This window comes from Dyadobacter sp. CY326 (genome assembly GCF_021390515.1).
Lineage (GTDB): Bacteria > Bacteroidota > Bacteroidia > Cytophagales > Spirosomataceae > Dyadobacter.
The window spans coordinates 300,373-314,051 of the sequence record NZ_JAJUXI010000002.1 but is presented as its reverse complement, the minus strand read 5'-3'; the positions used below and the strand labels follow the sequence as shown (position 1 = coordinate 314,051).

The following is a 13,679-nucleotide window of genomic DNA, read 5'->3' as shown; positions in this document are numbered from 1 at the left end:
ACATTATGCGAACCCAATCGGAATTAGCCCTCGAGGAAAGTCTTGTTGCTCAGTTGGTCGAGAACGGTTACAGCCGCGTGACGATCCGTGATGAGGATGAAATGATAGCCAACCTCAAAACACAGCTTGAAAAATACAACAACCGGACTTTTACCGATGCGGAATTCAAACTGATATTCAACCACCTCACCAAAACGACCAACGTTTTTGAAAAGGCCAAAATCCTGAGGGATAAGTTTTCTTTCAAGAATGCAGATAATGAAACCGTGTACGTCAGTTTCCTCAACATGGAACACTGGTGCCAGAATGAATATCAGATAACAAACCAGATCGCCGTTGACGGCAAATATAAAACTAGGTTTGACGTAACGATACTGGTAAATGGCTTGCCACTTGTACAGGTTGAACTCAAAAAACGAGGTTTGGAACTTCGCGAAGCATTCAACCAGATAGACCGCTACAAAAAACATGCGTATAGTTTCGGAGCAGGGTTGTTTCAATACATTCAAATTTTTGTAATAAGTAATGGAGTAAACACCAAATATTTTGCACCGTCCAAAACACCAGATTTTAAATTTACCTTTTACTGGACAGACGAGAAGAATAGGCGAATTTCTGACCTGCAAGCTTTCGCAAAGGAGTTTCTGGACAAATGCCACATGTCCAAGATGATCACCCGTTACACGATCCTGCATGAGGGCGACAAGGCTTTAATGATCATGCGTCCATATCAGTACTTTGGAGTGGAGCGGATTATTGAACGTATCAAGAACTCCACAAAGAACGGCTATATCTGGCACACAACCGGATCAGGAAAAACGATCACCTCCTTTAAAGCCAGTCAGATTTTGTCACGGATGCCAAAGGTTGACAAGGTGGTTTTCTGTGTAGACCGCGTTGACCTGGATTATAAAACCTCATTGGAATTCAATGCATTCAGTCCCGGTTCGGTAGACAGTACCGACAATACGAAAAAACTGGTAGAGCAGTTTGCTGATCCGAATGTAAAACTGATCGTTACGACAATTCAAAAACTCAATACCGCCATTACCCGCGAGCACCACCAAAAGACAATGGAGGTGCTGAAAGATAAAAAAGTGGTATTCATTTTTGACGAATGCCACAGGAGTCAGTTTGGCGACACACACAAGCGGATCAAGGCGTATTTTACCAATCACCAGATGTTCGGCTTCACGGGAACGCCGATCTTTGAAAAGAATTCAACCAGCCACGCAGGGAAACGGGAAACAACCGCCATGCTTTTTGATGAGCGTTTGCACGATTATGTAATCACGGACGCCATCAAGGATCAGAACGTATTGCCGTTTTCAGTGGAATATACAGGCCGTTATCAATACAAAGATACCAGCCGCGCCAATTTGGATATTGATGTGCATGCAATTGATACAACGGAGCTTTTAGAGAGCGAGGAGCGGCTCAATAAGATTGCCAACTACATTATTGATATCCACAATTCAAAGACCTACAACCGCGCTTTTACGGGAATGTTCTGTATCAGTAATGTAAAAACTCTGATCAAATATTACGACATATTCAGGAAACTGAAAAGTGAAGGCAGGCATGATCTGAGAATGGCAACGATTTTCAGCTATACCGCCAACGAAACACCGAACGAGGACAGCGGAGAAATTCCGGAGGATGATCTGGATTTCAGCAATGCGAAAGCGGACATCCATACGCGGGAAGTACTGGATAAATACATAGCGGAATACAATAAGGAGTTTAATACATCATACTCCACCAAAGACAGCAAATCCTTTAACGATTATTACAAGAACGTTGCAAAGCGGGTGATCGAAAAGGAGATCGATATTCTTTTTGTGGTGAATATGTTCCTGACGGGTTTCGACAGCAAGAAACTGAATACCCTGTATGTTGACAAGAATTTAAAGTACCACGGCCTGATTCAGGCATATTCTAGAACGAACCGGATCACCGGGGAAAAGAAGTCACATGGGAACATTATTGTTTTCCGTAACCTGAAACAAGCCACGGACGACGCCATAGAATTGTTCTCTACACTGGACGCAAAAGAAACGATCCTGATTGAGCCTTATGAAGATTACGTCATTAGGTTCAATGTGGCGGTCTCGGCACTGTTGAATATTGTTCCTACTGTTAGTTCCGTCGATTCGCTTATTACGGAAGAAGACGAACTTGCATTTGTGAGAGCTTACCGGGAACTGCTACGTATTAAGAACAGCATGAGCACATTTGTTGATTTCTCCTTTGATGATTTATCAATGGATGCACAAACATTCGCTGACTACGGTTCCAAGTACCTCGACCTCTATCAGAAGACAAAAACCGAGACAAAAAAGGAATCAATCCTGGATGAGGTCGATTTTCAGTTGGAACTGATTCGAAGAGACGAAATCAATGTTTTATACATCCTGCGATTGCTGGCTCAGAATCGGACAGGCGACGAACAGTCCAGAAAGAAACGCGAAACTGAAATTTTAAACCTTGTCTCATCCGATCCGATACTGAGCACCAAACGCGAGCTGATAGAGAAATTTATACTGGAAAACTTGCCAACTGCATCGGAAGAAGATCTGGAAAAGGAATATGACGAATTCCTCAATGCAGAGAAACGTATTGCTTTCGAACAGATTACCGAAGAGGAGAACGTCAATCCTGAGCTCTTGCAAAGGGCAATCGATTCAATCGAGTTCTCGGGTCGTTTCCCGACTAAGACGGAACTGGTAGATACTTTGAACGAAAAACCGTCATTCCGTCAGCGGGCTTCAATTGGAGAGCGGTTGTTAGTGAAGTTGAGGGATTTTGTTGGGAAGTTCTTGGAAAGATAGAGAAACACGTTGCGGACTAATTGTGAGACTATAAATCCTTGGCTTCAAAATTTTTCAAATTTAATTCTGATATACAGACATTTGAAGAACCGTACTATGATTTCTATGATTGTGGGTCACTGGGTTCCTGCCATTCGAAGTAGTCTTTTGGGAAACCTTCTGTGATGTCAATTTCGTTTTCTGGATCAAAGAAATCCTGTGGGATATTTTTTACCAGTCGATATCTTCGGATCAAAGCTTGGTCTTCCCATGCTTTACCTATCGGGTTCTGGCTGTTGATGAAAAGTAAGGCTTGTTCATGGGTACTGAGTTGTGCTCTGATAGTTTTTACATATTCATACTTATCAATGTCTATCTTTTGATTGTCTACATAAGCAATGGCCTGTAGTAGGTGACGGAAGTAGTGTCCCAGCCTTGACTGATGCCCCTCAAAAGGGGTGTATTCTAATTTGCGTTCGCTTTTGTTCTCAGCCTTTACCTCATGGCTGCTAAACCTATCAATAAGCGCTTCCGCAAATTCATTGCCATATTTGACCAAAGCCTTCCTCAGCATTCTTGAAGAATTTGGGCCGACACCAATAAAAAGGACGTAGTAGGATATAGCAAATACTTCCTTACTAGAAAATTCCAGCGATAGTGTCTCCGCGATCTGTTTAACAATTTTTTGAATCAATCGGAATTCTCTAATCATCAAAACAAACAGTTTTTTACCCGAATATTTTTCTGCTCCAAATTCTGTGACATTATCCCTGTGCATTTTTATAAGCTCGAAATATTTGTTTTCGAATTTTTCAATGTGCGAGGATTCTCTTTGATCCCTTAGTGTCGAATAAAGTAAAACCACGCTTATCAGAGTGAAAATTGTACCGATGAAGCCACCAACAAAGTCTCCCAAGTGAGCCGCATTCTCAGCATTTACCGTGTTAGTTTCCCGGTATACGTCAGCGATAAAAATCAAATTGATGGCTAACAGGCCGCCAATGATAATCACGGTTTCGATGACGTGTCTTCTCAACCAATTAGGTTTCTCATAGACTTCATAAACTTTCTCATTTATAGAATCCATTTTCCTGAGTATTATGGGGAAGATTAGTTTACACTGATTATAAGACCTTTTGCAGAAAAATGTTAACGCTAGTGTTAACACTACAAAACAAAAAAGGTGCAAGCAATTGATATACAACTACTTGCACCTTCAAAATGTACCCAGAGCCGGAGTCGAACCGGCACGAGTGTAACCTCATTGGTGTTTGAGACCAACGCGTCTACCAATTCCGCCATCTGGGCATTGATCTTCTCTTGTTGGGAGTGCAAAAGTAGGGAGAAAAATATATTAAGCAAGCTAATGTTTGAAAAAATTAAAAGGAAAAGTATGGCTCCTTTTGATCTTCACTCTAACGTGCTTATTCATAGCGTAATGCTTCTATCGGGTCCAGTCGGGATGCCTTGATGGCCGGATAAATTCCCGAAAGCACGCCTACGACGATGCAAACAATAATGCCCATCGCCATCCAGATCCAGGGAATAACAAATGAGCCGCCTGAACTGATTAGGCCGGAAATGACATTGCCAATGATAATGCCTAAAATTAACCCGGCAATGCCTCCCAATATACAAACGACGATTGCTTCGGTTAGAAACTGAAAGCGGATAACGCTTGGCGTTGCACCCAATGATTTGCGGATGCCGATTTCGCGGGTGCGTTCGGTTACTGAAACGAGCATAATGTTCATTAACGCAATGGAAGCGCCGAGCAGCGTGATAATGCCAATCCCGAATCCGCCAATGCGCAGATAACCGGTGACATTTTCAAAATCTTTGGCAATGGCATCTGCGCGATCGATGGTGAATGAATCTTCCTTGCCCAACGCATCGTTGCGAATCCTGCGCATGATACCGCGCGCTTCTTCTACAATAAAATCGCCATCTGAAATGTTTGGCGCGGAAGCGGTGATGCTGTAAGTCAATGCGCGGTTTGCGGCAAGTCCGCGGCCATTTTCAAGCGGGATTATAATGATCCGGTCAGCATCATTTTGTCCGCCCAGCGAACCTTTTTTTTGCAGAACACCCACAACTTTATATCTGCTGCCCATGAACGTAACGTCCTTATTAATTGGGTCAATGCGTTCAAAAAGCTTCTTTGCAATTTCCTGGCCCAACACAGCAACATTAAGCGAATTTTCCATGTCGTTTTTATCAAGATTCCTGCCAAAATCAATCTTATAGCCGTTAATGCCCAGATATTGCTCGTCAGACCCAACCACGCTGCTGTTTGGATTTGTTTTTTTGGAAAGATAATTGATTTGAACTGCTCCGCCTATATCAGCTGAAAGTGAAGCAGTTGCATTGTAGGATGCTTTGAATTTATCCGCGAAAGTGAGTGCTTGTCTGTAAGTTACTGCCGGATATTGCTTGCTTCGCCGTCCGCCGTTTCTGAAATTATCGTCCTCTTTATTTTTGACTGTAAATGTGTTGGCTCCAAGATCGGCAAAACTGCTGTTTACCGAACTTTGAATGCCTTCAATGGCGGTCAGGATGCCTACGAGAGATGTAATGCCGATGGCGATTATGAGCGCGGTGAGCACGGTTCTGAGTAAATTGCTCTGGATGGAGCGGAGGCCTTCGTCAATATTTTCCCGGATGTCCATTGCTGTAAAGATTGTGCACCATAATATGCATTCTGTCGTTATGACAGTTGCCTGCTGATAATTCAGGCCAGTCGGTGCCTGGTTTAATTTCGGATACTTTTAAATTCTTTATATATTTAATAAATCCGGCTGCAAAGGACCTGACAGACATTAATATACATACTTTTTGTAAAGCTGCGCATGAAACGTGAAAGAATCAAACCAGTGATACGCTTGTTTATCCCGCTTATCATTTTTTTAACAATATCATTTCAAGGAGTTTCCAACAAGCTCTTGATCCCCATGGATGAGGGCCAGAAGAACCATTTGAAGGCCTATGGAATCTCTTACTGGATTCTGAATAATTTTGAAATGGAAATGGATTGGCTGCTAAATTATCGGGGCGGCAGTTTCATGATCGCTTATAATCAACAATTTGCTTCCGAAATGACCGTACGCGGGGTAAGTTTTGAGGTGATTTCGGACGGGCAGGCGGGGCAAATATTGAATCAAATTAGTGCGCCGGACGTGAATATGGACGCGGTTAAGCTGCAAAAAGCGCCCAAAATTGCTGTTTATTCGCCAAAATCTAAACTTCCGTGGGATGATGCCGTTACATTGGTCCTTACTTATGCCGAAATTCCTTATGATGTTATTTATGATGATGAGGTTTTGAATGCCAAGCTGCCTGAATATGACTGGCTGCATTTGCATCATGAGGATTTTACGGGCCAGTTTGGAAAGTTTTATCAATACAAAGATTTTCCCTGGTATCGCGAGCAGAAAAGGGAAGCCGAAGAAACGGCCAATAAATATCAGTTTGCCAATGTGCCGCAAATGAAGCTGGCCGTTGCGAAAAGGATTTCAGAGTTTGTTTCAGGTGGCGGCTACATGTTCGCCATGTGCAATGCAACGGACACGTTTGACATTACACTTGCCGCGGAAGGACTGGATATTGTAGAAGCGATTTATGACGGAACGCCTGCTGATCCAACTGCCAATGGTAAACTTAATTTTGATAACACATTCGCATTCAAGGACTTCAAGACGATCACTTATCCTTACGAAGTTGAATTTTCAGACATTGATAACCAGCCCGAAGAGCGCAATTTGACCGAGAATAATGATTTCTTCTCATTGTTTCAGTTTTCCGCCAAGTGGGACCCGGTTCCAAGCATGCTGACACAAAATCACCAGACGATTATTAAAGGATTTTTGGGACAAACCACTGCTTTTAAAAACCGAGTTATCAAGCCTGAGGTGATCATTTTAGCAGAGAATAAATCTGCAAAAGAGGCGCGTTACATCCATAGCACGCATGGAAAAGGATTTTTCACATTCTACGGCGGCCACGACCCGGAAGATTATCAGCACCGCGTAGGAGAGGAGCCAACGGACCTTAATCTGCATCCGAATTCGGCCGGTTACCGGCTAATTTTGAATAACATCTTATTCCCGGCTGCAAAGAAAAAGAAGTTGAAAACTTAGTTTTTGTGGGTTCAATTTGGGGCGATTAAATGGACAGCGTTTACCGCAGAATATTTAATCTCTAGCTTTAAATAAATGTAACTGGCTTTGCGATTCGGAATGTGTTTATTGAAGTCAAACACATGCACGCGCAAACCCATGCAAAGCAAAATTACAGGCGGAGGAACGAAACCTTAGTTTTCTGCAAAAGTGCTTAAATTCTGCCAGAACCTGTTCGCCGAGTATTTTGATCTGGCTGAACTGTCGTTGAAGACCGAATTTGAGATTGTAACGGCATTCGAAGTCTTTGAGCATTTAGCCGATCCACTTAGCGAAATTGAGCAGATTCTGAGGCTTTCCGACAATGTTCTTTTTACAACGGAGATTGTCCCTGATGATATAGAATCGTTTAAAAATTGGTATTACTTGTCTGCGGAGACAGGGCAACACATCTCATTTTACAGCCTCGATTCTCTCAAATATTTGGCAAGGAAATTTGGCCGTAGGTTTTACTCAAATGGAACGACGACCCACGTATTCACCAATAGAACATTGCAATCTGATCCTTTCGTTGCCCCGGTCATTCGAGAGCCTTTCTTCCTGCGCAAGGCGCGGAAATATGTGAGACGACATGATCAAAAGGGAGAAATTCAGATGGACAGCTTGATAGGCCAGGATTGGCAATTTGTGAAGGACAAGCTTAATCAACGTTAATCTGCGCTAGATTTTTCGAATTTTGATAGCGAATGCGTTTGCAGGATTGGTGACGATCAATTGTTTAATTTCTTCATAGCTGAATCCCTTTGATTTCAAAAGCGGCAGCAGCTTGTCAGGAATTGTCGTATAGCCTCTGAAATCGCCGCCGTTCGGTTCGCCGGGGCGAAACCAGCCCGCGTCGTGCGAGATGAGAACTTGCTTTAAGAGATTCTGACTTTTTAAAAATAGTATTAACTCCGCATTTTTCTCCACATTCTCATCACTGATCCCATCCAGACTGATCCAGCAACCCTTTTTGCCCAATTTAACAAATTCTTCATTCGACCCGTTTGCATGGACCCAGACGAAAGCGGTCGGGCTGACGCCATTCGCTTTTAATATTTCAAGCTCCTGTTCCGCTGGAAGCGCAGGGCCAGTATGAGAGCAAATTGTGAGTCCGGTTTTGAGATGTGTTAGGGCAGCTGCGTGAATTAGTTTTTGATGGATTTCCGACAACGGACCGCCATTGACGCCTGTTTTGATAAAGCCCGGCTTTATGGAAGTTCCGTCAATGCCATTTTCAAATTCAGCAATCCAGCGTTTCGAAAGTTGCTCGGCGGTTTCGGTGAATGCGAATGCTGGTAAATATTTGTTGTCGGAAGCACCGTAATAGCCGGTGTTCGTTAATAGATTCAAACCCGATTTTTCAGAAAGCTTTGTTAGCAAAGCCACATCCCGACCAATGTATGCAGGCGTACATTCAACGATGCTTTGAAATCCTCTCTTCTTGATCTCAAGGAGATAAGGAAGCACTTTTTTGATCACCTCATCATGATTCCAACGATTAGGTGAAATCTTATCAGCACCAATAAAATCAACCAGGACATGCTCATGAATCAGCGTTTTTCCAAGGTCAGCAGTGTTGATCTTACCATTGACAGAATTTGTAAAAGGCGCTTCAAAGGAAAAATTTGTCAAAAAAGGCAAACCCGCGCAGGCAGCAACGAATTGTCGACGGGAGAATGTCGAGGCGGATGGCTCAAAGTTGGCTACTTCCATCTTCATGACTTTGCAGCTTCAACTTTTTCTCCGTAATCGCGCGACTGCCCATCTTTTGGCAAAACCGGAAAAATGAGTCATTATCAGTCATCATTTGGCGGAGCCTTTCGCCAGGAGTCTTCAATAACCACAACTGAGTTTGAAGCCCTTTAATGTGTTCAGGAGTGTCAGTCATTGCTCAAAAGATTGAATGTTTTCAGATTAAGCGTATAAATCCACCTTTTAATATATGACCAGTCAAGGGTTTTCAGTTCAGATAAGTTCCGGATATCTTCGGCTTGAATTCCAGATTGAAGATCTTGTATCCAAATTAACTTAGAAAGGAGCAGATCCTCAGGGGTAACTACATAAATGCTTTTTCCGAAATAATCTAGCTGTATTTTCCTTTCGAACTCATGCTTACGAAAAGTTTCGTTTTTAAACTATAAAGTCAGCCTTATAGCCCGATTCATGATCAATAATGTTAAACATGCCATGATTTAGAGCTGCTTCCATTACTGATTCCCTGTTGCGATAATAGCCATTTGCGAAACTGCTGACAAAGAAGTCGACGTCCTTTGGCAATAAATGTATTACAAAATCGAAATCTCTCGTAGCCCTCGGGACAATATACAAACTCATGGCAACACTGCCTGAAAGCATATACGGGATGTTCTTACTATTAACAACATCAATGATTTTGTCAAAAAAATCAATCATAGGCTTTCTACTCTACCAACACAAATGGCGTTGGACTGAAAGAAATGATGAAGATAATCAATGCGCAGATGCCGAGGATGATGCGAGGGGTGTCTAGCGGTTCGTTTTCGTCCGTATCGGGGTGACGGATGCCCAGGAAACGGCCCAGAATGAAAACAAATGGCAGAAAACCTGTTGACCCTTCCCATTCGGGGCGAAGGTAGGAAACGGCAAATTGGCCGACAACCACAATAAGGGCTAACATCAAGCCGGTTGCCGGATTGTCGCTGGCCCTTTTGAAACAGATGTACAAAAAGTAAATGTACATCGCCAGATAAAACAATTGTTCGTAAAAAAGCTCGTTACTGCCTGTTGCAAATGAGTCGGCGGTGAATAAACCAAGGCCGGCATAAAAAGCAAATAATCCGAAAAGGATAGGCGCAACAATATCAAATTTCTTCTTGCCGATTAAACCGTAAAGAATGTGCCCGCCATCCAATTGGCCAATGGGAATAAGATTCAATGAGGTGAAAAAGAGCGCCAGATATCCTGCGAAAATGTATGGATAATGGATCATTTCGTATTCGTGCGGCAGGCGAGCAGGATCTGCAATGTAGGTTTTGAACAACCAAAAAAGAATGTTATCGCCCAATGCGATGTTTCCTGCGGCATTTTCGTAAGCAAATTGCGGGTAACTCAGTCCAAATCGTGCATATTCTGGGTGAACAGAAAAAATATATTCGGGAGGTGGCAAGTGTGTAAAGCCATACCATAAAACGACCAGCGCCGCAATAAAACCAGCCAATGGTCCGGCAATTCCTATATCAAAGAATTTAAGTCGCGAGCGAACAACAGATTTAATGCGAATAAATGCACCCATTGTTCCAATGCTGTTGGAAATCCCGAACCAAAGTGGAATGTAAAAGGGAAGCGTAACTTTAACCTGATGTGCCCGAGCCACAAAATAGTGGCCGAACTCATGGATTGTCAGGATCGCAAGAAAAGGAATTGAAAATTGAAAACCCTGCAAAAACTGCGGCCAGCCCAGCAATTTAACACTTTCATCCGTTACAGGTTTTTCGGCGCCGGCACCCGCTAGCATGTAAGCGAAATCATAAACGAAAGCGAATATGTTGCCAAACATCCACTCAGCCCCGGCCATCGTTGTTGTGATGACTGTAAGAATAAAAAGGACGGCCTGAATGATGTAAGTGCGTGTGCTAGACTGCATATTCTTTGAGATATTCCAAAATTGTTGTTGGCTTTTGGACGTGGATCGTGTCGATTCCGAGTTTCGCAGCTGCCTCGATATTATCTCGATTGTCGTCCAAAAACAGGGTTTCTTCCGCTGCCAGACCTGCTTGTTCCAGCACTGATAAATAAATTTGCGGGTCAGGTTTCATCAAACCCATTTCATAGGAAAGGAAAACTTTTTCAAAAAGGTCGTCCAGCTTTTCTACACCGGTGGACGCTTCCAGGATTTTGTTGACTTGCGTAATGTGAATGGAGCTGGTGTTGCTCAGTAAAAACAAACGATAATTTTCGGAAAGCTTTTTGAGCAGCTCAACCCTTTCAGGAGGCAGATCGAGCAGCAGACTGTTCCAGGCCGTGTCAATGGCCTCATCAGAAAGATCAGAAAAGTCCAGAATCTTTCTTACATAATTCCGAAAGCCCGCCTCATCCAGTTGACCCGTTTCAAATTGTCTGAAAAGTGCATTCTCGCTAAAAATCGAAAGTATTTCAGCCTGTTCCCTGCCACTTAGCTCAGCAAATGATTTGGACGCAACCGGCACATCAATGTTGAGAATTACATCGCCAAGATCGAAAATGATGTTTTTTATCTTACTGTTCTTCATTGCTTCCGTTTATTCAACAACCACACCCATTGCACAGAACTTCTCAATACGCTGGTCTATTCTGTCCTGATTGTCAATCGCAGTCAATTCATTGATATTTTCAAGAATCACTTCTTTCAGCTTTTCGGCCATCCAGTGATGATCTAAATGCGCGCCACCAAGTGGTTCCGGGATAATGCCGTCGATCAGTTTATTCTTTTTCATATCCTTGGCTGTGATTTTCATCGCCTCGGCCGCCTGCTCTTTAAAATCCCAGCTTCTCCAAAGGATCGCTGAACAGTTTTCAGGAGAAATTACTGAATACCAGGTGTTTTCCAACATCAAAACCCGGTCGCCAATTGCTATGCCCAATGCCCCGCCGGATGCTCCTTCACCGATTACGATGCAGATAACTGGCACTTTCAGCATAAACATTTCTTTCAGGTTTCTTGCAATCGCTTCACCCTGTCCGCGCTCCTCTGCCTCCATGCCTGGAAATGCTCCCGGCGTGTCGATAAGGGTGACAATGGGTTTGTTAAATTTCTCCGCAAGCTTCATCAAGCGCAAAGCTTTGCGATAACCTTCCGGATTCGGCATTCCGAAATTCCGGTGCTGTCTTTGTTTGGTATTCCTGCCTTTTTGCTGTCCTATGAGCATAAATGATTGTCCGCCTACATTCGCAAGTCCGCCAATAATAGCCGGATCGTCCCGCACTTGGCGATCTCCGTGCAATTCAATAAACTCATCACAGATCAGCTCAATGTAATCGAGCGTGTACGGACGGTCGGGGTGCCGCGAGAGCTGCACGCGCTGCCAGCGGGTAAGATTTTCAAATATGTCCTTTCGAAGATCTGTAATATTGTTTTCCAATAAGGAAATGGCTCCGGAGAAGTCAACGTTATTTCCTTTTGCCAATGTTTTCATTTCTTCGAGCTTGCGTTCGAGCTCGGCCATAGGCTTTTCAAAATCCAGGTATGTTCTCATGTTCAGGTTCTCGTTGGTGTTGGCTTAGGACAGCTTAAAGTTCGTAAGTGCGTCCGCGTAAGGGTATTTCTACCGTTTTATAGCCATTTTCATGAATTTTGCTTTGGAAGTCAGCCATGCTTTGCTGCTCTCCGTGCACCAGAAAAATGCCTTTCAGCTTTTCCGGATCTTGTAATTTGATAAATTTCAATAAATCATTCTGGTCTCCGTGGCCGCTAAATACGTCAATTTTTTCAATATTAGCCAAGACCGGCAATTGCTTTCCACGAATTGAAATTGTATCCTGACCATTCAAAAGCCGCCATCCAAGCGTGCCTTCCGATGCATAGCCCACCATCAGAATGGTTGCATAAGGATTTCCTATATTGGCCTCCACGTGCTGTTCAACACGCCCACCCTGCACCATTCCCGAAGATGATATAATAATGCAAGGTTCGTTGTAATTGGAAACGGCCTTACTGGCATCCGAGCTTTCGAGATAAATCAGGTTATCAAAGTCGAAAAGCATGTCATTATCATCCTGAAAAGTCCGTGCTTCTTTATTAAGCATTCTCACATGACGCTGGTAAACTTTGGTGCTGCTGTGCGCCAGAGGGCTATCCGAGAAAACCTTTAATGATGGAAATGAATGATCCATGTAGATTTTGTTCAGCGTATAAAGCAAAGCTTGCGTCCTGCCCACGCTGAACGACGGAATAATTAACCGGCCCGGAATGTCAATGCAAGTCCGCTTGATCACATCAGCCAATGCATCAACGGGCGATCCCTGATCCTCATGAAGTCTGTTGCCGTATGTCGACTCGCATACCAAATAATCCACTTGCGGAATTTCCTGCGGATCGATCAGAAGCGGATAATTGCTTCGGCCAATGTCACCAGAGAAGCAAATTCTTTTTTTCTGGCCGTCTTCGTAAACTTCCAAAACAATGTGCGCTGCACCGAGCAAGTGGCCCGCTGCGTAAAACACGATCGTCACATTATCGGCAATGCGATAGCGCTGCCCGAACGCCACAGGAACGAAGTTGTCCAATGCTTCGGTTACGTTTTTCTCAACGAAATAGTCCATCGGAACTTCGCGTTTTTTCTTGCCACGCTTCTTGGATGATGTGCTGGCGCGAGCATTAAGGCGTTTTTGGTGCAGATTGGCAGCATCTTTCAGTAAAAGCGAAGTAAGCGCTAATGTCGGTTCGGTACAAACCACCCGTCCCTCAAAACCATATTTATAAAGGTTAGGGATATTACCCGAGTGGTCAATGTGAGCATGTGTTAAAAGTACAGTATTGATTAAACTTGCATCAAAAGGAAATACACTTTTCTGCTCCTCATACCTGGTTTTCTTACCGATCTCATCTAAGTCAAAGTCAGAGCCGCAGTCAATTAAAATTCGGTAATCGTCTGTCTCTAAAAGAAACATGCTACCTGTAACCTGCTGCGCAGCTCCCCAAAATGTCAATTTCATACGTTGGAAATGGGGTGTATCTTACAAAAGTACCAAAAAAGCG

The 13,679-nt window shown here is 43.4% G+C and carries 11 protein-coding genes and 1 tRNA gene; 3 read left to right on the top strand and 9 right to left on the bottom strand.

The window, feature by feature from the left end; all coding sequences use genetic code 11:
* Positions 1–5: 5 nt before the first annotated feature.
* A complete protein-coding gene (locus LZG73_RS01890) occupies positions 6–2,831 on the top strand; it encodes a type I restriction endonuclease subunit R (RefSeq protein ID WP_233845799.1) in 2,826 nt (941 codons plus the stop codon).
* A gap of 103 nt (positions 2,832–2,934) precedes the next feature.
* Here the strand turns inward: LZG73_RS01890 and LZG73_RS01885 are convergent, their stop codons facing one another.
* From LZG73_RS01885 to LZG73_RS01875, 3 genes are all read right to left on the bottom strand, one after another.
* Positions 2,935–3,897, bottom strand: a complete 963-nt coding sequence (locus LZG73_RS01885; RefSeq protein ID WP_233845798.1) for a putative phage abortive infection protein — start codon at positions 3,895–3,897, stop codon at positions 2,935–2,937.
* Positions 3,898–4,034: 137 nt separating this feature from the next.
* Positions 4,035–4,118, bottom strand: a tRNA-Leu gene (locus tag LZG73_RS01880).
* Between the two features lie 116 nt (positions 4,119–4,234).
* Complete coding sequence (locus LZG73_RS01875) at positions 4,235–5,479, bottom strand: ABC transporter permease (protein WP_233845797.1); 1,245 nt, start codon at positions 5,477–5,479, stop codon at positions 4,235–4,237.
* A gap of 204 nt (positions 5,480–5,683) precedes the next feature.
* Between LZG73_RS01875 and LZG73_RS01870 the strand changes: the two genes are divergently transcribed.
* Both LZG73_RS01870 and LZG73_RS01865 read left to right on the top strand, forming a co-directional pair.
* Positions 5,684–6,946, top strand: a complete 1,263-nt coding sequence (locus tag LZG73_RS01870; protein WP_409014309.1) for an asparagine synthetase B — start codon at positions 5,684–5,686, stop codon at positions 6,944–6,946.
* Positions 6,947–7,135: 189 nt separating this feature from the next.
* Positions 7,136–7,639: a class I SAM-dependent methyltransferase gene (locus LZG73_RS01865; RefSeq protein ID WP_233845795.1), complete on the top strand. Its 504-nt coding sequence runs from the start codon at positions 7,136–7,138 to the stop codon at positions 7,637–7,639.
* A 6-nt stretch (positions 7,640–7,645) separates the two neighbouring features.
* Here the strand turns inward: LZG73_RS01865 and LZG73_RS01860 are convergent, their stop codons facing one another.
* From LZG73_RS01860 to LZG73_RS01835, 6 genes are all read right to left on the bottom strand, one after another.
* On the bottom strand, positions 7,646–8,686 hold the full coding sequence (locus LZG73_RS01860) for a phosphotriesterase (protein ID WP_233845794.1): 1,041 nt from the start codon (positions 8,684–8,686) through the stop codon (positions 7,646–7,648).
* A 411-nt stretch (positions 8,687–9,097) separates the two neighbouring features.
* Positions 9,098–9,379 (bottom strand): hypothetical protein, encoded by a 282-nt coding sequence (locus LZG73_RS01855; RefSeq protein WP_233845793.1) that lies wholly within the window; start codon positions 9,377–9,379, stop codon positions 9,098–9,100.
* A gap of 7 nt (positions 9,380–9,386) precedes the next feature.
* Positions 9,387–10,589 carry a site-2 protease family protein gene (locus tag LZG73_RS01850; protein WP_233845792.1) on the bottom strand — a complete coding sequence of 401 codons (1,203 nt, stop codon included), beginning with the start codon at positions 10,587–10,589 and terminating at the stop codon, positions 9,387–9,389.
* Positions 10,579–11,214 carry an HAD family phosphatase gene (locus LZG73_RS01845; protein WP_233845791.1) on the bottom strand — a complete coding sequence of 212 codons (636 nt, stop codon included), beginning with the start codon at positions 11,212–11,214 and terminating at the stop codon, positions 10,579–10,581. Before LZG73_RS01845 ends, LZG73_RS01850 begins: the two co-directional genes overlap by 11 nt.
* Before the next feature lie 9 nt (positions 11,215–11,223).
* Entirely contained in the window at positions 11,224–12,177 is a 954-nt protein-coding gene (locus LZG73_RS01840) for an acetyl-CoA carboxylase carboxyltransferase subunit alpha (RefSeq protein WP_233845790.1), read from the bottom strand.
* Between the two features lie 34 nt (positions 12,178–12,211).
* The gene (locus LZG73_RS01835; protein WP_233845789.1) at positions 12,212–13,636 is read right to left on the bottom strand and encodes an MBL fold metallo-hydrolase RNA specificity domain-containing protein; all 1,425 of its coding nucleotides are present in this window, start codon (positions 13,634–13,636) and stop codon (positions 12,212–12,214) included.
* Positions 13,637–13,679: the final 43 nt, after the last annotated feature.

Bases quoted from the DNA above. Each gene is read 5' to 3' on its own strand.
- LZG73_RS01890 (WP_233845799.1), top strand. From the start codon at position 6: ATGCGAACCCAATCGGAATTAGCCCTCGAGGAAAGTCTTGTTGCTCAG.
- LZG73_RS01885 (WP_233845798.1), bottom strand. From the start codon at position 3,897: ATGGATTCTATAAATGAGAAAGTTTATGAAGTCTATGAGAAACCTAAT.
- LZG73_RS01875 (WP_233845797.1), bottom strand. From the start codon at position 5,479: ATGGACATCCGGGAAAATATTGACGAAGGCCTCCGCTCCATCCAGAGC.
- LZG73_RS01860 (WP_233845794.1), bottom strand. From the start codon at position 8,686: ATGAAGATGGAAGTAGCCAACTTTGAGCCATCCGCCTCGACATTCTCC.
- LZG73_RS01855 (WP_233845793.1), bottom strand. From the start codon at position 9,379: ATGATTGATTTTTTTGACAAAATCATTGATGTTGTTAATAGTAAGAAC.
- LZG73_RS01850 (WP_233845792.1), bottom strand. From the start codon at position 10,589: ATGCAGTCTAGCACACGCACTTACATCATTCAGGCCGTCCTTTTTATT.
- LZG73_RS01845 (WP_233845791.1), bottom strand. From the start codon at position 11,214: ATGAAGAACAGTAAGATAAAAAACATCATTTTCGATCTTGGCGATGTA.
- LZG73_RS01840 (WP_233845790.1), bottom strand. From the start codon at position 12,177: ATGAGAACATACCTGGATTTTGAAAAGCCTATGGCCGAGCTCGAACGC.
- LZG73_RS01835 (WP_233845789.1), bottom strand. From the start codon at position 13,636: ATGAAATTGACATTTTGGGGAGCTGCGCAGCAGGTTACAGGTAGCATG.